Below are 18369 nucleotides of genomic sequence, written 5' to 3'. Positions count from 1 at the left end.
CTCGGGGCCGGGGGCCGGCTCGGTCAGATGAGGCCGGTCTGGGCGGCGGCGGTCAGGAAGGCGTCGGCGGCGAAGTCGATGTCGGCGGCGGTGTGGCGGGCGGTGACGGCGATCCGCAGCCGGGCCAGGTCGTTGGGCACGGCGGGGGTGACGACGGGCAGGCCGATGACGCCGGCCTTGCGGCAGGCGGTGGCGTAGTCGTAGGCGGCGTCGTCGGAGCCGGCGATGACGGGCAGGACGGCGGTGGCGGAGTCCATGGTGGAGATGCCGGCGTCGTTGAGGCGCCGGCGCAGGCGCTGGGCCTGGACCTGGATGTGGGTGACGCGTTCGGGTTCGCGGCGCAGGATCCGCAGGGACTCCAGGGCGGCGCCGGTCTGGGCGGGGCCGAGGGCGGCGGAGAACAGGAACGGGCGGGCGGCGTAGCGCAGGTGGCCGATCAGTTCGTGGCTGCCGGCGACCCAGCCGCCCATGGAGGGGATGGCCTTGGAGAGGGTGCCGAGTTTGATGTCGACGCGGTGGCGGTAGCCGAAGTGCTCCTCGATGCCGCCGCCGGTTTCTCCGATGACGCCCAGGGCGTGGGCCTCGTCGACCATCAGGAGGGCGTCGTGGGCGTCGCAGACCGCGCGCAGTTCGGGCAGCGGGGCGATGTCGCCGTCCATGGAGTAGACGCTGTCGACGATGACCAGGCGCACGCCGGTCGGGGAGGCGGCCTTGAGGCGGCGTTCGAGGTGGTCGACGTCGTTGTGGCGGAAGCGGGTGACGGTGGCGCCGGAGAGGCGGCAGCCGTCGACGATGCTGGCGTGGTCGTACTTGTCGATCAGGACGGTGTCGCCCTGGCCGACCAGGGCGCCGACGGTGCCGACGTTGGCGGCGTAGCCGGAGCCGAAGACCTGGGCGCGTTCGCGGCGGGCGAAGCGGGCGACCTCGGCTTCCAGTTCCTCGTGCAGCGGGATGGTGCCGGCCAGGGCGCGCACGCCGTGGTTGCCGGTGCCGTAGACGTCGACGGCGGCCTTGGCGGCGGCCACCACGCGTTCGTCGCCGGCCAGGCCCAGGTAGCTGTAGCCGGACATCATGAGCAGGCGCTCGCCGTCCAGGTCGCAGTAGGCGCTGTCGCGTTCCATGGTGTAGGCGACGAAGCTGTTGCGGCGTGAGGGGTCGGACTCCAGCGCGGCCACGCGGTCCAGGGTGGCGGCGAGCTTCGGCTCCAGGCGGTCCCATGCTCCGGTGGCGTTCACGTGCGGGTCTCCTTCTCGGCGGGGCGCGGCGGGCGCGCGGCGGTTTTGCCGTGCGGTTTGCCGTCGGTTTGCCGCCGGTTGTCCGTCGGCTGGTCGGCGGTTCGTCGTCGGCTTGTTCCGGATTGTTTTCGGTATTTCCCGGCGCGGGGGCGGGTGGTGGTGCTGGGGTTTCCTCCCGGGATAGTCCCGGGGCTTTTACGGGTGGTGCCCGGCGCAGGGGGTGGGGTGGTGTTTCTCGAAGCCTTCACGCGGGGTGCTCAAGGATGACTACATTTCTACGGCAGGATGCGCAAGGCGTCCGCAATAGCCGCGTTCCCGGCCTGCGGTAACGCTCTGACGTGCAGAAACCCTGCGTCCACGACGCATGGACCGGCTGGTGGGTATGTTTTGTCGACCAGTGTTGACACCGTGTGATGCGCCGAATGTATGGTCGAAATCCGCCGAAACCGAACGGCTGGTCGGCGGAATTTCCGGTCCAGGTTTCCCACGCCGTCGGCCCGGCGTCACGGGCCGTCGGCTCCGCTTTGGCTCAAGGGGGTTGGAGCACGTTGAACGGCTTCCGGGAAGACAGTCCGTACGGCAGATCGGGGGAATTCTCATGCTGATCCGCCTGACAGGACTTGTGACGATCGAGCACGACCACGGCGCCCCGCAGCACCTGTCCAGCGCCCAGGCCCAGGTGGCGTTCGCCCGCCTGGTCCTGGAGCGCTCCGCCGGCACCAGCCGCGACCAGCTGGCCGACACCATCTGGCCCGACGGCCTGCCCGACACCTGGGCCTCCGCGCTGCGCAGCGTGGTCTCGCGGGTGCGGGCCTTCGTCGCCGCCCCCGGCCAGGGCCCGGGCGCCACCCCGCTGATCGCCCAGGGCGGGCGCTACGTCCTGCGGCTGCCCGCGGACGCGGCGGTGGACCTGGAGGCCGCCGCCAGCGCGGTCGGGGAGGCCGGGGAGGCGTACGCGGCCCGCTCCTACGCGGTGGCGCAGCAGCTGGCCGCGGGTGCGATCGCCAATCTGCGCGGCGCGTTCCTGCCCGACCACGAGGGCGAGTGGGCGGGCGGGGTGCGCGAGCACGTGGAGGAGCTGCGGATGTCCGCGCTGGAGACGGCGAGCCTGTCGGCCTCGGCGCTGGGCGAGGAGCACCACGCGCTGCGCTGGGCCGACGAGGCGGTGCGCCGCGCCCCGTTCCGCGAGAGCGCCTACCGCTGCCGGATGGAGGCGCTGGCCGCGGCCGGCAACCGGGCCGAGGCGCTGCGCTGTTACCAGCAGCTGCGCCAGGTGCTGGCGGAGGAGCTGGGCATCGACCCGGCCGCCGAGACCCAGGAGCTCTACCTGGCGCTGCTGCGCTCCCCCGCTCCCGTCGCGCCCGCTGCGGCGGCGGTGCGGCCGGTGGACCCGGTGCTGATGGGGATCTTCGAGCCGCTGGCCCTGGCCCGGCTGGCGCGCCCGGCCGGGCCGCCGGTGCGCGCGGCCTGACGGGACTGTCGGTGCGCGCGGCCTGACGGCTTGTCGGTGGGCGCGCGGCCTGGCGGGATCGGCGGTGCGCGCGGTTCGACGGCCTGTCGGTGAGCGCGCGGCTTGACGGCCTGTCGTCGTGGCGGGCGGCCCCCGGCTTCGGGGGGGGCCGCCCGCCCGCGCGCGTACGGGGGCGGGCGGGGGCGCGGGGGTCGCGGGCGCGCCGGGGCGGGCGCGCGCGTGTTGCGGAGGTGTTGCGGTGGGCGTGGCGCACGGCGCGCTCGTAGTAGCGTCGAGGCGCGAAGTCGCGCACGCCGCGCGGCTTTTACCGAACCGGGACGGGGGTCGAGCGTTGGGAAGGGGTGGTGGGTGTGGGACGGGCACGCGTGGCGGCGCGGGTGATCGTGCACCCTGGTGTGGAGGACCTCAGCGTCCAGCAGGTGTTGGAGGCACTCGCGGACCCTGCCCGCAGATCGGTGGTGCGCCGGCTGGCCCACGCGGGCGCCGCGCTGAGCTGCGGCTCCTTTGACCTTCCGGTCTCCCGCTCCACCTCGACGCACCACTTCAACGTGCTGCGCCAGGCCGGACTGCTGCACCAGTACTACGTCGGCACCACCAAGATGAACTCGCTGCGCGCCGAGGAGCTGGAGGGCCGTTTCCCGGGCCTGCTGTCGGCGGTGGTCGCCGCCGCCGACGCCGAGGCCCGCGCGGCGCCCTGACGGCCGGCCCGCTCGCGGCCGGCGGCCGCGGGGCGGGCCGGTTCCGGAAGGCTCGACCCCGGCGGGGTCAGTTCTGGACGGTGAGGACGATCTTGCCGACCTGGGTGCCGGCCTCCAGGTAGCGGTGGGCCTCGGCGATCCGGTCGAGGCCCTCGAAGACCCGGTCGACGGCGGGGGTGAAGGAGCCGTCCGCGAGCCCGGCGGTGACGAAGGCCTGTGCGCGGCGCAGCCGTTCGTCGTCGCGGGTCACCTCGTGCATGGAGTAGAAGCGGCTGGTGACGGGGGCGAAGGTGTCCTGGCCGGGCAGGGGGGTGTCGCGGGGGTCGAGGCGGCCGTAGACGATCAGGCGTCCGCCGGGGGCGATGGTGCGGGCGAGGGTGAGGACGCCGGGGCCGGCGACGGGGTCGAAGACGGTGCGCACGCCGGTGCCGGCGGTGATGGCGTCCACGCGGGCCACCAGGTCCTCCTCGCCGGTGATGACGACGTCGGCGGCGCCGGCGTCCAGGAGTTGCTGCTTCTTGGCGCGGGTGCGGGTGGTGGCGATGGGGACGGCGCCCAGGCGGCGGGCGGTGCGGATGGCGGCCAGGCCGGTGCCGGAGGCGGCGGCGGTGAGCAGGACGTGGTCGCCGGGGCGCAGGTGGCCGTCCTCGGCGAGGGCGCCGTAGGCGGTCAGGTAGGGCATCCACACGGCCGTGCCCTGGACGTCGGTGAGGCCGGCCGGGTGGTGGACGACGGCGCGGGCGGGCACGAGGGCGTGGGTGCGGTAGACGCCGTAGTCGTTCTGGGAGAAGGCCGGGACGGTGTCGACCCGGTCGCCGGCGGCGAAGCCGGTGACGCCCTCGCCGAGGGCTTCCACGGTGCCGGCGGCCTCGTAGCCGGGGGTGGCGGGCAGCCTGGGCTCGTCGAGGTAGGCGCCGGCGCGGAAGAGGGCCTCGGCGCGGTTGAGGCCGATCGCGGTGACGCGGATGAGCAGTTCGCCGGGGCCGGGCACGGGTACGGCGGCGGCTCGCACGGTCAGGACCTCCGGTCCTCCGGTGCGGTCGAAGACGACGGTCCTGGACATGGCGTAACTCCCCTGCTGCGGCGGGCCGGTGGCGGTGCGGCGTGCGGTGCGGCCACTTACGTAACCCGGTGTGCGGGAAACTGTCAAACTTCGACCGGTCTCGGAATAGGGGGCGGTCGGCGGGCGTTGCCGGTGAGTTGACCCCGCGTCAGACCGGCGTCAGGCCCGGGGCCGCGCGGGCTGCGGCTGCTCGCGGACGGCGGCGTGCCGGCGGCGCGGCTGCACGCCCTGGACGCGGCGGGCGAGTTCTGCGACCACCCGTCGCTGGTGATGTCGCTGCTGCCGGGCGGCGTGCGGGTGGCGCAGGACCGCGACGTGGAGCGCCGCGCGGACCTGCTGGCCGGTCAGCTGGCCGCCGTGCACGCGCTCGCGGTGGCGCCGGGCGAGCGCCCCCGCGCCTTCGAGGCGTGGACGGCCCCGGAGCGGGTGCGGGTGCCCGGGGCCACGGCGCGTCCCGGGGTGTGGCGGCGGGCGGTGGACGTGATCCGCCGCGAGGTGCCCGCGTACCGGCCGTGCTTCCTGCACCGCGACTTCCACCCCGGCAACGTGCTGTTCACCGGGCAGGGCGCCGCGCTGGCCGTCAGCGGGGTCGTGGACTGGGTGGAGACCTCCTGGGGCCCGGCCGACCTGGACGTGGCCCACTGCTCCACCGCCCTGGCCCTGCTGCACGGCGTGGACACCGGCCTGGACTTCGCCGCCCGCTACCTGGCGGCCGGCGGCACGCTGGAGGCGGACCGGGGCGCGCACCTGTACTGGCGGCTGCTGGACGCGCTGGCGTTCGCGCCGGACGCGGAGAAGGTCGCCGTGCCGTGGCGGGAGCTGGGGCGCGGCGACCTGACGCCGGCCCTGCTGGGCCGGCGCCTGGAGGACTACCTGGAGGCGCTGCTCGACCGGTACGCCTGAGCGCCGCCCGCCGCCGGCTCCCCGGCTCCCGGCTTCCCGGCTTCCCGGTGGGCGGTTCAGGAGGCCGGACCGCCGTCGAGGAAGGCGGCGATCAGGGCGTGGGGGGTGTCGTCGCCGTTGAGGAGCTCGTGCATGTGCGCGCCCTCGGAGGCGGCCTCGGCGCCGCGTGGGAACATGGCCCGCTCGTACGCGGCGAGGGCGGCCTCGGTGTCGCCGGGGTGCGCGGCCAGGGCCTGGCCGAGTTCGGCGCCGTCGAGCATGGCGAGGTTGGCGCCCTCGCCGTTGGGGGCCGCGAGGTGGGCGGCGTCGCCCAGCAGGGTCACCCCCGGCACCCGGTCCCACCGGTGGCCGATCGGCAGGGTGTAGTGGGGGCGCAGGAGCGGCGCGGTGTCGCCGTCGGTGATCAGCGCGGTGAGCTCCGGTGCCCAGCCGTCGAACTGTGCCGCGATGCGGGCGCGTGCCTCACCGGGGTCGGTGAAGTCGATGTCGGCGAACCATTCCTGCGTCCTGGTGAGCATCACGTAGGTGTGCAGGGTGTCGCCGCTCTCCCGGTGGGCGAAGATCTCCGCGCCCGGCGAGGGCGCCATCATCGACCCGCCGCCGACCGCCTTCGCGGCGGCGAGGTGGCGGGTGTCGGCGTCGAACAGGTAGGTCTCGACGCACGACGTGCCGGTGTACTGGGGGGTGGCGGCGGACAGCAGCGGCCGCACCCGTGACCACGCGCCGTCCGCGCCGACCAGCAGGCCGGTGGCGGCGGTGGTGCCGTCGGCGAACGCCACCTCGTGGCGGCCGGCGCCCAGGGCGCGGACGCCGGCGGCCTTGCGGCCCCACCGGACGGTGCCGGCCGGGAGCGAGGCGAGCAGCATCTGCCGCAGTTCGGCGCGCTGCACCTCGGGGCGCCCGCCCGTGCCGTCGTCGGCCTTGTCGAGCAGGACGCTCCCGTCCCGGTCGAGGATCCGCATCGCCTGGCGGCCCTCCAGGACGAGGGCTTCGAACTCCTCCGTCAGGCCGGCCGCCCGGACGGCGAGCTGCCCGTTGTAGTCGTGGATGTCGAGCATCCCGCCCTGCGCACGCGCCGCCGGCGAGGCCTCCGCCTCGTAGACGGTGGCCGCGATGCCGTGTAGGTGCAGGACCCGGGCCAGGGTCAGCCCGCCGAGTCCGGCGCCGATGATCGCGATGTCGGTGGTCATGGTGGTTCCCTGTCTGTCGCGCGCCTGCCGGATGGGCACCCGGCCTGTCCCCGGAAAGGTCCCAGGGCCCACCGGCACGCCGCTGACAGGCCACCGGCACCCGGCTCACACCCCCGACATCCGGCCGTCACCGCGCCCGCGTCGGATCGTCATGAGAATCATCGAGAATCACCCCTTCCGGAGCGCCGGTTGAGGCCGATCATGGGAGGACCTTCCTGTCTGCCGTCGAGAGGAACAGCTATGGCAAGGCGGCTGCGTGTCATCGGTAGCACCTCGGGTGTCGGCGACTGCCCGACGCTGTACGAGGACGTGGACACCGGCGAGGTGGCCGTGCAGGGGTACGCCGTGACGGACCCCGAGGACGTGGCGCAACTCATGCACGTGAAGGACGATGAGGGCTTCGTAGTCGTGCCCCGCGAACTGCTGGTGCGGTTCGCTCCGAAGGAGTCGACGCCGGTGCCGGAGTTCGTACCGCAGCAGCGGATCACCGAGTTCATCAACGACGGGTTCGAGCACACCGCGTGGCGGTTGGAGACAAGGGCGGGATACCTCTCCGACAAGCAGACGCCCTCCTACGCCGAGTTCCTTCGGACGGGGGACAGCGCCGGGGAGGTCGGGCACCCCTGGTTCGAGAACGTGCGCCGCATGGTCGGCAAGGGCAAGAGGTTCGAGCGGGTGCGTCTGGTGGACGATCCGCCGACCGAGGGGCAGCGGTACCTGCTGGCGTGCGCCCGGACCAACGTGGCGGCCGGTGAGGACATCCGGTGCATGTGGCGCTCGGAGGCCGAGGCGGCCGGGCTGGCCGGGCTGGCGGACTTCTGGCTCTTCGACTCCCGCACGGTCGCGCGCTTCCACTTCGAGGGGGAGCGCACCGTGGGAATGGAGTTGGTCACCGACCCGCTGGAAGTCCTCCGTGCCTGCCAGGTGCGTGATGCCGCCTGGCACCACGCGAGGCCCTACGCGCGGTTCCGGGCTCAGGTACCTTCCGGCATGTGAGCACCGACTATCAGCAGGCACGGTCTGCTCTTGGTGCCCGGATGCGTGAACTGCGCACCGAGTGCGGGTTGTCCGGACGCGCCTTGGCCGTGCGGCTGGGCTGACCCCAGTCCAAGGTCAGCAAGCTGGAGAACGGCAGGCAGTCGCCCACCAGGGCCGATGTGGTCGCCTGGGCCGAGGCCGTCGGCCGGCCCGACGCCGCCGCCGAACTGGTGGGCCGGCTGCGGACGGTGGAGACCCAGTACCGGTCGTGGCGGCGCCAACTCGCCGGCGGTGTCCGGCCGGTGCAGGAGGCGCACGCCGCGCAGGGGAAGAAGACCGGCGACCGTCGGTCATTCGACCCGACCCTGGTTCCCGGCCTGCTCCAGACCGCCGAGTACGCGCGAGCGGTCCTCACCCGGTACACCAGGGTCCATCCGTCGATCCGCGACGTCGAGGCCGCGGCGGTGACCCGCATGGAACGCCAGAGGGTCCTCAACGACCGGTCGCGGTCGTTCCACTTCCTGGTGTGGGAAGGCGCCCTTGTCTCCCGGCTCTGCCCGCCGGCCGTACTGGCGGACCAGCTGGAGTGCCTGGCCCCCTGGCTGGCACGTGGGAACGTCCGGCTCGGGATCGTGCCGTTCGATGCCGATCTCAGAGTGCCCGCGGGAGTCGGATTCTCCATCCACGACGGCGCGTTGGTCATCACCGAGTCCTGGCACGCGGAGATGTGGTTGGACGATCCGGCAGACGTCGCGCTTCACGTCCGGGCGTGGGAGGCCCTGGCGGAGAGCGCCGTCTACGGCCCGTCAGCCCATCGGGTGATTTCCCGGGCCCGCCGGTCGCTGCTGTGAGAATCATCGGGTCTTGAGCCGACTGGACAGTCGGAACGGGTGAGCGCCGAGGAGTCGGCGGCGAACGATCTGCGGGAAGCGCTGCGCGCTGCCGGGATCTCCGCCCTCGTCCGTGGTGGCCCGGACGTGTGCGCGGGATCCAGCTTCTCCTGGGTGGCCCTGGGACACCTCAAGGAGGCCGAGGCCGCCGTGCTCGCCACCCTGATCCGCAAAGCCCTGGACACGTGAGCGCGGCACCGCAAGGGGCCCCCGGCCGCCGGGAGGCGGGGCGGCCCCGCCGGACCCCGACGAGGGTCCGGCCGACCGAGCTGTCCCCGGAGGAACGCGAGCGGCGTCGGGCGTGCCCGACTTCGCCGAGCTGCTCGGGCGGTGCCGGCGCTCCGCCGTCCATCTGGAGCTGCGGGACTCCTACGACCAGTTGATCACGGACACGGTGGCCCGGGGTGTGGCCGTGCGCCGGGCCCGGGTCGTCTCCGAGCCCGTGTCCGCGTACATCCGGTGGGAGCACTACGTCACCCACGCCAACGTCACGGCGGGTGAGGAGGTCCGCTGGCTGCCCCGGCGACGGGCCATGGGCATCCCCCTGCCGGGCAACGACTTCTGGCTGTTCGACGGCGCGCTGCTTCGGGTGCACCACTTCTCCGGTGACGGCGCGGTGGTCGAGGACGAGATCACGGCGGACCCGCAGACCGTGGCGCTGTGTGCCACCGCGTTCGAAGCGGTCTGGGAGCGAGCGGTCCCGCACCACCTGTACGACGTCTGACGAAGGCCGGCTCCGTGCCCGCGCACCCCTCTGCGAGCGTTCAACAGGCCCGCGAAGCCCTGGCCGGCCGGGTGCGCGAGATCCGCGAGGACACGGGGAGCGGGGTCCACGCGGACACGCTGGATGCCGCTTCCACCCTCACCCGGCCCGGCCAGGTCGGTCTGTACGCCCGGGCCTTCGACCGCCTCTCGCGGGGGGCGGTGCGGGGCGCGGCCGTGCGCTCGCTCGTGGCGGGCGCCTTGGCCTGCCTGGACTGATACGGCAGCCGTCAGGCGGTGGCGGCCCGGGCCGAATCGGGCGCGGCGGCGTCGTCGGTGGTCGGCTCGTCCTGCGCCGGGGTCTGCGGCGTGGGGGTGGCCTGGGTGGCGGGGCCCAGGCGGCGGCGCAGCAGGACGGCGGCCAGGGCGGCGAGGGCGAAGCCCGCTCCGGCCCAGGGCAGGTGGCGGGCGCCGGCGGTGGAGACGACGAGGCCGCCCACCGCGCTGCCGGCGGTGATGCCCAGGTTGGAGAAGGAGATGAACAGGCTGTTGCCGAACTCGGGTGCGTCCTGGGCGTCGCGGGCCAGCCAGCTCTGGCTGACGACGAGTCCGCCGGAGTGCACCGCGCCCCAGAGCAGGACGCCGGCGGTCATCGGCGCGGGCCAGGGGCCGATCGCGTAGAGCAGGGCGTAGAGGAGGACGTAGAGGGCGGGGAAGGCGGTGACGGTGCGCGGGAGGTCGCGTTCCAGGAGGCGGCCGAAGAGGAGGTTGCCGAGGACCATGACGATCCCGAAGGCCATCAGCGCGGCGCCCACCAGGGAGGCGCTCAGGCCGGTGACGCGTTCCAGGTATTCGGCGAAGTAGCCGTAGACGGAGAACATCGCGGCGAACACGCACACGACGGCCAGGACCGACAGCCACAGCCGGCCCCGGCGCAGGATGGCCAGCTGGCCCCGGTAGGAGGGGCGCCGGCCTGCGGGCGCTGCGGACGCCGCGGGGGTGGGGGGCAGGAGGAGCAGGACGCCCAGGCAGGCCAGCAGGTTGACGCCGGCGCCGAACCAGAACGCGGCGGCCAGGCCCGCGTGTTCGGCGAGGTAGGAGGTGAGCGGCACGCCGAAGGCGAAGCCGACGGTGACGCCGGCGAAGACGGTGGTGGCCGCCCGGGTGGCGCGGTGTTCGGGGACCAGGTCGGCGGCGGTGGTGAGGGCGACGGCGAAGAAGACGGGGTGGAAGAGCGCGGGCAGGATCCGGAAGGCGAACATCACGGCGAAGTCGTCGGTGAGCGCGTACACGGCGTTGGAGAGCGCGAAGACGGCCAGTGCGCCCGCCAGGACGGCCTTGCGGCGCAGGCCGGAGGCCAGCAGGGTGCCGAACGGTCCGGTGGCGGCGACCACGAGGGCGAAGACGCCCACCAGCCAGCCGGCGGCGGAGGGTGTGACGCCGAGTTCCTCGGAGATGCGGGGCAGGACGCCGACGACGCCCATCTCGGTGGTGATGATCCCGAACACTCCCAGGGAGAGTGTCAGGACGGCGGGGCCGGTCTTTCGCATGTGCTGCCTCCGTCCGCCCGGCGCGCGGGGTGTGCGGGCGCACGGCACCCGCCCGCGCATGGGGCTACAAATCTAGATAGTTAGATGGAATGGGGCGAAAAGGAAGGGCGCAGCCCGGGCCGCCCCGGCGGGGGCGGTGGGGTGCGCCCCGGAGGGGGCGGAGCGTCAGAGTTCGTCGCGGGCGTAGGCGGCGAACGCGGCGATCGTCTCCTCGTCGCGGCGGTAGAAGGTCCACTTGCCGACGCGTTCGGACACCAGCAGTCCGGCGTCGCGCAGGATCTGCAGGTAGCCGGAGACCACGGACTGGGCGAGCCCGGACTTCTCCCGGATGTCCGTCACGCACACGCCGATGTGGAAGCCCACGCCGCGCTCGCGGTAGTAGTCCTCGTCGAAGTAGCGCTCGGGCGTCTTGAGCCAGCGCAGGAAGTCCGCCCGCGCCGGGTTGGCGAGCGCCTTGTGGACGGCCAGCGGATCCACCGCGCGCTCCCTTCGCCCGACCCTCGACCAGATGACGTATCCAATATTCTAGATGTGAAGAAGCGTGTCAACCCGGGCCGGACGAGGCGGGGGCGGCCCGCATGCCCGCCGCCCCGGCGGCCTGCGGGCCTGCGGGCCTACGGGCCTACGGGCCGGCGTGGGCCAGGGGCGGGGCGATCGCCTGGGCGTCCACGCCCTCGCCCACCCACAGGCCGATCAGGAACGCGGCGGTCGCCTCCAGCAGCCCGGCCCGCTCCAGCCCCCCGCCGCCCACCGGCTCGCAGCCCACGTCCCGCACCAGGCGCCGCACCGTCTCCAGCGCGCCCGGCTCGTCCCCGCACAGCGGGACGGCCAGCGGACGCCCGTCGAACACCGGCGGGCTCAGGCGCCACACGCTCTCGTGGCACAGGTTGAACGCCTTGACCACGTGCGCCCCGGGCGCGCCCGCCGCGATGCGCTCGGCCGCCGAGGGCCCGGCGCCGGTGGCCAGGACGAAACCCGGGGCCACCGGGTTGGTGCAGTCCACCAGCGTGCGCCCGCACAGGACGTCGGCCAGAGCGGCGGCCACACCGGCCGCCGCCGCGTGGGGCACGGCGAGCAGGACGGCGTCCGCCCCGTGCCCGGCCGCCTCCCGCACGCCCCCCGTCCGGGCTCCGATCCGCCCGGCCAGGGCCGCGGCCCGGGCGCCGTCGCGCCCGCCCACCAGCACGTCGTGGCCCGCGCGCACCCACTGCCCGCCCAGCGCACCGGCCATGGCGCCGGTGCCGATGATCCCGATCCTCACGATCCCCGCTCCCCTTCTCCCGAACACGCCGACGACATCGACATCGACGACGTCGACTGCGCTGACGACACTAGGCACCGGCTCGGGCACCATTCGGTACGTGACCACCGATCAGGACCTCCTCGCCGACTGCCCCGCCCGCCTCGCCTTCGACCTGCTCGCCAACACCTGGAACCCGGTCGTCCTGTGGGCGCTGCGCCACCACCCCCAGCGCCCCGGGCAGTTGCGCGCGCGGATCGGGGGCATCAGCCCCAAGGTGCTGACCGAGACCCTGCGCCGCCTGCAGGCCAGCGGCCTGGTGGAACGCACCGCCCACCCCGGGTCGCCGCCCCGCGTCGAGTACGCGCTCACCGGCCTGGGGGCGAGCCTGCTCGCCCCGGTGGGCGCCCTCGGCGCGTGGGCGTTCGAGCACGGCGACGACGTCATGGCGGCCCAGGACCGCGCCGAAGGCGCGGGGCCCGCCGGGGCCTAGGATTTCTCCGGTGCACCGGAGGAATCTGACAGCGGCGGCCGACGGCGGATCCTGGGGCGGCCTGGGCCTGGAGCTCCCCCCTGCCACCGAGCCGGGGCTGCGGCCGCGGACGGCGAACGGGAACCCTGATCGTCCTGTCGCAGGGTCCGCGGGTGGTGCTCACCGCCAGGATCGACGACGACCGCTGCGGCGTCGAGTACTCCCGCACGGACCACTACCGCTCCCCCCTCGCCCCGCTGCGGGCCGCCGAGGCGCGCGCGGTCGCCGGGCCGGGAGCGCCGTCCTGGTACGCCCGCTGGGCGCACCGCTTCGCCGGCGCCCTGCACGCCCGCGCCGACGGCCCGCTCCACGAGGGGCGGTGGGTGCTCTCCCCGCGGCTCGCCCGCGAGGGGACGGCACCGACCGCAGGCGGGCCGGGCGGCCAGTGGCGCTCCCTGCTGCTCGACGGCCACCCCGACGGCTACGTCAACTGGTTCGACGGCTCCCGGCGGGTCATGCCGCTGCGCCGGATGCCGCCACCCGACGACCCCCGGGTGAAGGCCTGCCGCAAGCAGGCCCGGGAGGGGATCCTGGCGCCCGTCCTGCTCTGGTGGTTCAGCGGGCTCAACTGCCATGCGGTCCTGGACGGCCACGCCCGCCTCGGCGCCACCATCGCCGAGAACCGCGAGCCGGCGGTCCTGGTCCTGTCCCGCGCACCGTCCGAGGAACGGACCAGGGCCCGGACGGACAAGGCCCTGTCGACCTACCGCCTCACCATGTCCCTCCTGGACGGTCCGCATCCGGTGGCGGACCGCCAGGGCCTGGCCTCGGCGGCGGGCCGCCTGCTCGCCACCCAACTGCACGGCCCCGAGGCCGACCACGCGCCCACCCGCGCATGGCCGATGCCATGAGGCCCACCCGCCCGGCACCGGCCGTTCCCGCCAGGGGCCTTGGCGGGTTCGCGGCCCAGGCGCGGCACTAGAGTGGGACGGTGACCTCGCTGCCGGAAGACCTCTCGCCCCTGGCCGGCGACGACGACCGCGACACGGCCGTGCAACGCCTGCAAGAGGCGTACAGCCAAGGACGCATCTCCCACGAGGAGATGGACGAACGCCTCCACCAGGCCCTCACCGCCAGGACGCAGGACGCACTCGCGCGGTCCCTGGCCTCGCTCCCCGAACCGGGCGCGGGCACCGAGACGACGATCGGCGCCGCCACAGGACGCATCCGGCGCAGCGGCGCCTGGAAGGTGCCCCGGACCCTCAAGGTCTTCTCCGCGCTCGGCAGGGTGCGCCTGGACCTGTCCCGGGCGGTCATCGAGCACCCGGTCGTCGACATCGAACTGCAACTCGGCACCGGCGGCGCCAGGATCACGGTGCCCCACGACGCGGTCGTCGACATCGAGGGCATGCACTCCGGCTGGAAGGAGGCCCGCTACAAGCCCCCGCGGCGCCCCACCCCCGGCGGCCCCACGATCCGGATCTCCGGGACCACCGGATTCGGACGGCTGAAGATCCGCCACGCGCGGCACTGAGACCCCCCCCCGGGGCCGGTCGGCTGCCGCAACTCTCTTCGCTTGACGCCTGGTTGACGATGCGTCACGCCAGGTGACAGCGGTGATTCCCCGCGCTGTTCGGTGCGGGGCCTCGCCGGTTCACCCCTGGACGAGCGGCACGCCGGGTGGCAGCGGCGGCCTCACCGGGAGCCGGAACCCGTGCCGCCGACGTGCCCTGCGCGGCGCCCGTGTTCTCCCGCTCCGATCAGGCCACGGCGTGTTCCGCGTCGAGGACCGCGTCGATCTCGGCCAGTTCCTCGGAGGTCGGCACCCATTGCCCGGCGGCGGCGTTGGCGCGCACCTGCTCGGCACTGCTCGCCCCGGCGATGACCGAGCCGCAGCCGGGCCGTGCGGCGAGCGCGCCCACGCCGATCTCCAGGACGCTCCGGCCGCGCGCCTCGCCCCAGGCGGCGAGGCGTTCGACCGCGTCGAGGCCGGCCTCGGTCACCCGCTCGGGCCGCGACGCCAGGCGCGAGCCCGTGGGCACGCCCGTGGCACGGCGCACCTTCCCGGTCAGCAGGCCGTTGGCGAGCGGGTAGAACGGCAGCACACCGAGGCCGTAGTGCAGCGCCGCGGGCACCACCTCCCGCTCCACGCCGCGTTCGAGCAGCGACCATTCGTTCTGGGCCGAGACGAACGGGACGGCCCCGATCTCCCGGGCGACGTGCGCGGCCTCGGCGATCTGCCAGCCGGCGAAGTTGGAGTGCCCGATGTAGCGCACCTTGCCTTCGCGTACCAGCTCGCTGAGCGCGGCGAGCGTCTCGGCGATCGGCGTGCGCGGGTCGGGGGTGTGCAGCTGGTAGAGGTCGATGTGGTCGGTCTGCAGGCGTCGCAGCGACTCCTCGACCGCGCGCCGGATGTAGGCCCGGCCGCCCTTCGCCCCGGCTGCGGGCCCGTACCCCAGGTCCGCCCGCTGATAGCCGAACTTGGTGGCCAGCACGACCTCGTCGCGCCGCCCTTTCAACGCCTGGCCGAGCAGCGTCTCGGAGCCGCCTCCGGCCCCGTACATGTCGGCGGTGTCGAAGAGCGTCACCCCGGCGTCGAGTGCCGCGTCGACCACCGCGCGTGTCTGCGCCGCGTCGAGACGTCCGCCGAAGTTGTTGCAGCCGAGTCCGACCACGGAGACGAGGAGTCCGCTGTTGCCGAGCGTTCGATATTCCATGGGGTCACCCTAGTTCTGGCACGACGACAAGACCGGCCGCCCGTCACCCGGTCACCGATCGACCGCTGACCGGCTTCGGAACCACTCGTCCAGCGCGAGGGCGCCCGGCGGGCGCGGTCGGCGACGGCCCGCAGCAGGGCCTCGGTGCTGCCGGGGGCGGCCGCCCGGCGCCGCACCTCGGCGTGGGCGGCGCGGCGCCCGGGGCTCAACGCCCGCACGGGCAGGGAGAACCGGCCGCGCAGGCACCGCCACCTCGCGACCCGGGCGCAAAGGCGCCTCACACCGGCTCCGGGAACTCGTCGGCGCCTGCGGTGCCGTCGGGGCCCTCGGGGCTTTCGGGGCTTTCGGGGCTTTCGGCGGGGCGCAGGTGGATGGGGTGGGCGTGGATGCCGACGAAGGCGATCGTGCGCAGCGCGCCGACGTCGGCCAGCCGGCGGGCGACGCGGGCGGTGGATTCGGGGGCGAACAGGTCGGTGAGGTAGGCGGCGTGGTCGTCGTCGAGGGGCAGGCGGGCCAGGGCGGTGCGCACGGCGGCCAGGGCGTCGGCGAGCCGGGCGAAGGTGGCGGTCCGGGTGACGCCGCCGATCTCGACGGTGACCGGGTGCGGGTAGTCGCGGGGAGGGATGGCAGTCACGACGCGTCCCCGCTCTGGGGTCCGAGGACCGCCCACACCGCTTTGCCGACCCCGCCCGCGCGGGGGCGGCAGCCCCACCGGAGGGCGAGTTCGGACACCAGCCACAGCCCCCGCCCGCATTCTTCGTCCCCGCCCACGCGGCGCAGCACGGGCCGGCGGGAGTCGGCGTCGTGGACCTCGATCCGCAGGTCGTCGGCCGAGAGGGCGAAGCGCACGAACAGCAGCCGGTCGGACGGGGTGCGGGCGTGCTGGACGGCGTTGGTGACGAGTTCGCCGAGCACCAGCCCGGAGTGGTCGCAGAACAGTTCACCCCCCTGGTGGACGGAGAGGAAGCCGCGCAGCAGCCCGCGTGCGGTGGGCACGGACTTCTGGTGGCGCGACAGCCAGCAGGAGTACTCCCCCACTGTTTCCGGCTGTTCCTTCAATACTTCGGGCATGGCCTCACTCGCCTCGGAGTTGTCCCGGATGCGGGAGTTTCGCCACGTCGGCCCGGGCCGCCGGGCCGCTGGTTGATCGTTCGTCATGATGAGCTCTCTGTGGCCTTGATCGCTGCGCACCATTCTCACTGTGCGTGCATTAAGCGTCGCTCTGAGCGGCTAACCTGGGAAGGGTGACCCTGTGTCACTCTGCGATTGGGCACATGGAGGCTGAGCATGGGGTTCCAACCAAACGAGCTGGATCCTGGGCGATCGGCGTGAGACCAGTTCGGCTGGGAGATGCGTGCCCATCGTGAGCGAGCGGGTATGTCGCTCGACCAACTCGCCAAGATCGTCAATATCTCGAAGGGGCATCTCGGGCGGGTCGAACGCGCCGAATCAATGCCACCGCCGGACCTGCCCGGCATGCTGGACGCGGCGTTCGGCACCGACGGCCGGTTCGACCGCATCTACCAGTTGGCCAAGAACGAGAAGTTCCCTGGCAAGTACCGGCAGGCGATCCATCTGGAGGGTCAGGCCGCCGTCATCGAGGAGTTCGCCTCTGCGACCATCCCCGGCCTGTTGCAAATTCCTTCTTTCGCCCGACACTCGCTACGTGCAGGCCAACAGCACGCTACCGAGCAAGAGATCGACGCATTGCTCGCCGCACGACTCGAACGTCAGAAGCGGCTGGATTCCACGACGCCGCCGCGATGTTGGTTCATCCTGGACGAGGCGACGCTCCGGCGACCAGTCGGCGGACTCCATGTGATGTGCGAGCAACTCACCGCCCTAGCAGACGAAAAGCGCTCCTTCATCACGATCCAGGTCCTGCCCTTCGCCGCCGGCGAACACCCTGAGATGGGCGGTTCCCTCATGCTGTACACCCTCCCGGCGGGCGGTGTGATCGCTTGGGCGGAAGGTGCAAAGAACGGTGAGGTCATCGACGAAATGCCCAAGGTCGCCGAGCGGCGTGAGTCCTACGATCTACTGAGGGCCCAAGCCCTGTCGCCCCGGGACTCCCGGGCGATGATCAGACGCATTCTGAAGGAGTACGGCCGTGCGAGCAGAGACGCAGGAAGAATGGCGAAAGAGTAGCCACAGCAACAATGACGGCGGTGTCTGCGTCGAGGTCGACGACGCACACCCGGGCCGCGTCCGGGACTCCAAGGACCCCGACGGCCCCCGGCTGGCCTTCTCCGCTGATGCCTGGCAGTCCTTCGTGACGGCCGTACGCGGCGGCGAGTTCGGCCAGATCTGACGGTTTGGCAGGCCCGGGCCCTGCCGCTGCGGCAGGGCCCGGGCCTTTCACGGACTCCCCGAGGACGGCGGCATGACCGGCATCGAACTGCGCCACCACCGCGAACTCACCGACGCGGTCCGCCATGAGCTGGCCGCCCTGTACGCCGAGGTGCGCGCCCCGCTGCTGCACCTGCCCAACTACGCCCTGCCCGCCTTCGGCGAACGCCTGCAACGCCACGGCGGTGAGCCCTGCTTCGAGGCCGTCATCGGCTACGCCTACGGCAACACCGTCGAGGCGGCCGACCGCTGGTGGACCCGCATGGCCCGCCCGATGCCCCACCACCTCACCGCCGCACCGGTGTTCGCCCTCAAGGAGCTGGGCGTACGCACCCCGTGGCGCGGCACCGGCGCCGCCCGCCGCATCCACGACGCGCTCCTCTCCGCCCGACCCGAGGAGCGGGCCACGCTCATGGTCAACCCCGCCGCCGGGGACGGCAAAGTGCACGCGCTGGACACGGCGTGGAGCTACGAGGACTCAACGAGGTCCGCCCCCACCCGGACGCGCCGCCACTGATCGCGATGCTGTACCGAAAGCCAACCCCCTTGGCGTAGCGTCTCGTTCACAACACCCTGCGGCCAAGGGAGACAGCCGTGCACGCGAACGACCAGACAAAGTGGCGCAAGAGCAGCTACAGCGCACAGGCGAGCGAGTGCGTGGAGGCGGGGCGCGTCGTCGGCGGCGGCATGGCCGTCCGCGACTCCAAGGACCCCGACGGCCCCGCGCTGGTCTTCCCCGCCGACGCCTGGGCCGCCTTCGTCACCGGAGTCAAGGCCGGCGACTTCCCCACCGCCTGACCCGCCAGCCACCCCCGTGGGGGGGGGGGGGGGGGGGGGGGGGGGGGGGGGGGGGGGGGGGGGGGGGGGGGGGGGGGGGGGGGGGGGGGGGGGGGGGCGGGGGGGGGGGGGGG

The 18369-nt window shown here is 73.6% G+C and carries 22 protein-coding genes and 2 pseudogenes; 15 read left to right on the top strand and 9 right to left on the bottom strand.

Annotated features, from left to right (window positions below; genetic code table 11):
- Positions 1–23: 23 nt before the first annotated feature.
- Positions 24–1235, bottom strand: coding sequence for an aminotransferase class I/II-fold pyridoxal phosphate-dependent enzyme (locus AC07BF_RS30930; protein WP_363588123.1), 1212 nt, complete (start codon positions 1233–1235; stop codon positions 24–26).
- 598 nt (positions 1236–1833) lie between these two features.
- Between AC07BF_RS30930 and AC07BF_RS30925 the strand changes: the two genes are divergently transcribed.
- Together AC07BF_RS30925 and AC07BF_RS30920 are read left to right on the top strand one after the other, a co-directional pair.
- Positions 1834–2706 carry an AfsR/SARP family transcriptional regulator gene (locus tag AC07BF_RS30925; protein WP_363588121.1) on the top strand — a complete coding sequence of 291 codons (873 nt, stop codon included), beginning with the start codon at positions 1834–1836 and terminating at the stop codon, positions 2704–2706.
- Positions 2707–3056: 350 nt separating this feature from the next.
- Positions 3057–3404 (top strand): ArsR/SmtB family transcription factor, encoded by a 348-nt coding sequence (locus AC07BF_RS30920; RefSeq protein ID WP_363588119.1) that lies wholly within the window; start codon positions 3057–3059, stop codon positions 3402–3404.
- Between the two features lie 67 nt (positions 3405–3471).
- Here the strand turns inward: AC07BF_RS30920 and AC07BF_RS30915 are convergent, their stop codons facing one another.
- Complete coding sequence (locus AC07BF_RS30915; protein ID WP_363632327.1) at positions 3472–4467, bottom strand: zinc-dependent alcohol dehydrogenase family protein; 996 nt, start codon at positions 4465–4467, stop codon at positions 3472–3474.
- Between the two features lie 180 nt (positions 4468–4647).
- Here AC07BF_RS30915 and AC07BF_RS30910 point away from each other — a divergent pair.
- Positions 4648–5370 (top strand): annotated as a pseudogene (locus AC07BF_RS30910) (phosphotransferase family protein); the annotation flags it as partial.
- Between the two features lie 56 nt (positions 5371–5426).
- On the opposite strand, the gene AC07BF_RS30905 reads toward AC07BF_RS30910, so the two are convergent.
- Complete coding sequence (locus AC07BF_RS30905) at positions 5427–6560, bottom strand: FAD-dependent oxidoreductase (RefSeq protein WP_363632325.1); 1134 nt, start codon at positions 6558–6560, stop codon at positions 5427–5429.
- 240 nt (positions 6561–6800) lie between these two features.
- Between AC07BF_RS30905 and AC07BF_RS30900 the strand changes: the two genes are divergently transcribed.
- The 5 genes and pseudogenes from AC07BF_RS30900 to AC07BF_RS30880 all read left to right on the top strand — a co-directional run.
- Positions 6801–7556, top strand: a complete 756-nt coding sequence (locus tag AC07BF_RS30900) for a DUF6879 family protein (RefSeq protein ID WP_478334218.1) — start codon at positions 6801–6803, stop codon at positions 7554–7556.
- 161 nt (positions 7557–7717) lie between these two features.
- Entirely contained in the window at positions 7718–8389 is a 672-nt protein-coding gene (locus AC07BF_RS30895) for a DUF5753 domain-containing protein (protein WP_478334217.1), read from the top strand.
- Positions 8390–8428: 39 nt separating this feature from the next.
- The gene (locus tag AC07BF_RS30890; protein WP_478334216.1) at positions 8429–8617 is read left to right on the top strand and encodes a hypothetical protein; all 189 of its coding nucleotides are present in this window, start codon (positions 8429–8431) and stop codon (positions 8615–8617) included.
- Between the two features lie 112 nt (positions 8618–8729).
- Positions 8730–9152 (top strand): DUF6879 family protein, encoded by a 423-nt coding sequence (locus AC07BF_RS30885; RefSeq protein WP_478334215.1) that lies wholly within the window; start codon positions 8730–8732, stop codon positions 9150–9152.
- Positions 9153–9256: 104 nt separating this feature from the next.
- A pseudogene (locus tag AC07BF_RS30880) lies at positions 9257–9409 on the top strand (DNA-binding protein); the annotation flags it as partial.
- A gap of 11 nt (positions 9410–9420) precedes the next feature.
- Here the strand turns inward: AC07BF_RS30880 and AC07BF_RS30875 are convergent.
- From AC07BF_RS30875 to AC07BF_RS30865, 3 genes are all read right to left on the bottom strand, one after another.
- Entirely contained in the window at positions 9421–10680 is a 1260-nt protein-coding gene (locus AC07BF_RS30875) for an MFS transporter (RefSeq protein ID WP_478334214.1), read from the bottom strand.
- A gap of 165 nt (positions 10681–10845) precedes the next feature.
- Positions 10846–11157: an ArsR/SmtB family transcription factor gene (locus AC07BF_RS30870; RefSeq protein ID WP_063352995.1), complete on the bottom strand. Its 312-nt coding sequence runs from the start codon at positions 11155–11157 to the stop codon at positions 10846–10848.
- A 145-nt stretch (positions 11158–11302) separates the two neighbouring features.
- Positions 11303–11941: an NADPH-dependent F420 reductase gene (locus tag AC07BF_RS30865; protein ID WP_478334213.1), complete on the bottom strand. Its 639-nt coding sequence runs from the start codon at positions 11939–11941 to the stop codon at positions 11303–11305.
- 100 nt (positions 11942–12041) lie between these two features.
- Between AC07BF_RS30865 and AC07BF_RS30860 the strand changes: the two genes are divergently transcribed.
- The 3 genes from AC07BF_RS30860 (at position 12042) to AC07BF_RS30850 (ending at position 13926) form a co-directional block, all read left to right on the top strand.
- Positions 12042–12413: a winged helix-turn-helix transcriptional regulator gene (locus AC07BF_RS30860; protein ID WP_363632315.1), complete on the top strand. Its 372-nt coding sequence runs from the start codon at positions 12042–12044 to the stop codon at positions 12411–12413.
- A gap of 152 nt (positions 12414–12565) precedes the next feature.
- Positions 12566–13303 carry a hypothetical protein gene (locus AC07BF_RS30855; RefSeq protein WP_478334212.1) on the top strand — a complete coding sequence of 246 codons (738 nt, stop codon included), beginning with the start codon at positions 12566–12568 and terminating at the stop codon, positions 13301–13303.
- An 80-nt stretch (positions 13304–13383) separates the two neighbouring features.
- Positions 13384–13926 (top strand): DUF1707 SHOCT-like domain-containing protein, encoded by a 543-nt coding sequence (locus tag AC07BF_RS30850; RefSeq protein ID WP_363632312.1) that lies wholly within the window; start codon positions 13384–13386, stop codon positions 13924–13926.
- A gap of 226 nt (positions 13927–14152) precedes the next feature.
- Here the strand turns inward: AC07BF_RS30850 and AC07BF_RS30845 are convergent, their stop codons facing one another.
- The 3 genes from AC07BF_RS30845 to AC07BF_RS30835 all read right to left on the bottom strand — a co-directional run bounded on the left by AC07BF_RS30845 (position 14153) and on the right by AC07BF_RS30835 (position 16180).
- Positions 14153–15109, bottom strand: a complete 957-nt coding sequence (locus AC07BF_RS30845; protein ID WP_400986770.1) for an aldo/keto reductase — start codon at positions 15107–15109, stop codon at positions 14153–14155.
- Positions 15110–15386: 277 nt separating this feature from the next.
- Positions 15387–15743 (bottom strand): hypothetical protein, encoded by a 357-nt coding sequence (locus AC07BF_RS30840; RefSeq protein WP_363632308.1) that lies wholly within the window; start codon positions 15741–15743, stop codon positions 15387–15389.
- Positions 15740–16180, bottom strand: a complete 441-nt coding sequence (locus tag AC07BF_RS30835) for an ATP-binding protein (protein WP_478334211.1) — start codon at positions 16178–16180, stop codon at positions 15740–15742. The genes AC07BF_RS30840 and AC07BF_RS30835 overlap by 4 nt, the downstream gene beginning before the upstream one ends.
- 306 nt (positions 16181–16486) lie before the next feature.
- On the opposite strand from AC07BF_RS30835, the gene AC07BF_RS30830 reads away from it, so the two are divergent.
- The 4 genes from AC07BF_RS30830 (at position 16487) to AC07BF_RS30815 (ending at position 18256) form a co-directional block, all read left to right on the top strand.
- Positions 16487–17257, top strand: coding sequence for a DUF5753 domain-containing protein (locus AC07BF_RS30830; protein WP_400477183.1), 771 nt, complete (start codon positions 16487–16489; stop codon positions 17255–17257).
- The gene (locus tag AC07BF_RS30825) at positions 17220–17420 is read left to right on the top strand and encodes a DUF397 domain-containing protein (RefSeq protein WP_363588088.1); all 201 of its coding nucleotides are present in this window, start codon (positions 17220–17222) and stop codon (positions 17418–17420) included. Before AC07BF_RS30830 ends, AC07BF_RS30825 begins: the two co-directional genes overlap by 38 nt.
- Positions 17421–17492: 72 nt before the next feature.
- Positions 17493–17975: a GNAT family N-acetyltransferase gene (locus AC07BF_RS30820; protein ID WP_478334210.1), complete on the top strand. Its 483-nt coding sequence runs from the start codon at positions 17493–17495 to the stop codon at positions 17973–17975.
- Positions 17976–18052: 77 nt separating this feature from the next.
- Entirely contained in the window at positions 18053–18256 is a 204-nt protein-coding gene (locus tag AC07BF_RS30815) for a DUF397 domain-containing protein (RefSeq protein WP_478334209.1), read from the top strand.
- The last annotated feature ends 113 nt before the right edge of the window (positions 18257–18369 follow it).

It is taken from the genome of Kitasatospora sp. NPDC043950, assembly GCF_056435345.1.
Note: the sequence above shows the minus strand (reverse complement) of the source record. Positions and strands in the feature narration are given on the sequence as shown.

What these genes read in the sequence shown, in the direction of transcription:
- AC07BF_RS30905 (WP_363632325.1), bottom strand. Translation starts at nt 6,560, where the DNA reads ATGACCACCGACATCGCGATCATCGGCGCCGGACTCGGCGGGCTGACC.
- AC07BF_RS30900 (WP_478334218.1), top strand. Translation starts at nt 6,801, where the DNA reads ATGGCAAGGCGGCTGCGTGTCATCGGTAGCACCTCGGGTGTCGGCGAC.
- AC07BF_RS30845 (WP_400986770.1), bottom strand. Translation starts at nt 15,109, where the DNA reads ATGGAATATCGAACGCTCGGCAACAGCGGACTCCTCGTCTCCGTGGTC.
- AC07BF_RS30875 (WP_478334214.1), bottom strand. Translation starts at nt 10,680, where the DNA reads ATGCGAAAGACCGGCCCCGCCGTCCTGACACTCTCCCTGGGAGTGTTC.
- AC07BF_RS30915 (WP_363632327.1), bottom strand. Translation starts at nt 4,467, where the DNA reads ATGTCCAGGACCGTCGTCTTCGACCGCACCGGAGGACCGGAGGTCCTG.
- AC07BF_RS30835 (WP_478334211.1), bottom strand. Translation starts at nt 16,180, where the DNA reads ATGCCCGAAGTATTGAAGGAACAGCCGGAAACAGTGGGGGAGTACTCC.
- AC07BF_RS30925 (WP_363588121.1), top strand. Translation starts at nt 1,834, where the DNA reads ATGCTGATCCGCCTGACAGGACTTGTGACGATCGAGCACGACCACGGC.
- AC07BF_RS30830 (WP_400477183.1), top strand. Translation starts at nt 16,487, where the DNA reads ATGTCGCTCGACCAACTCGCCAAGATCGTCAATATCTCGAAGGGGCAT.
- AC07BF_RS30820 (WP_478334210.1), top strand. Translation starts at nt 17,493, where the DNA reads ATGACCGGCATCGAACTGCGCCACCACCGCGAACTCACCGACGCGGTC.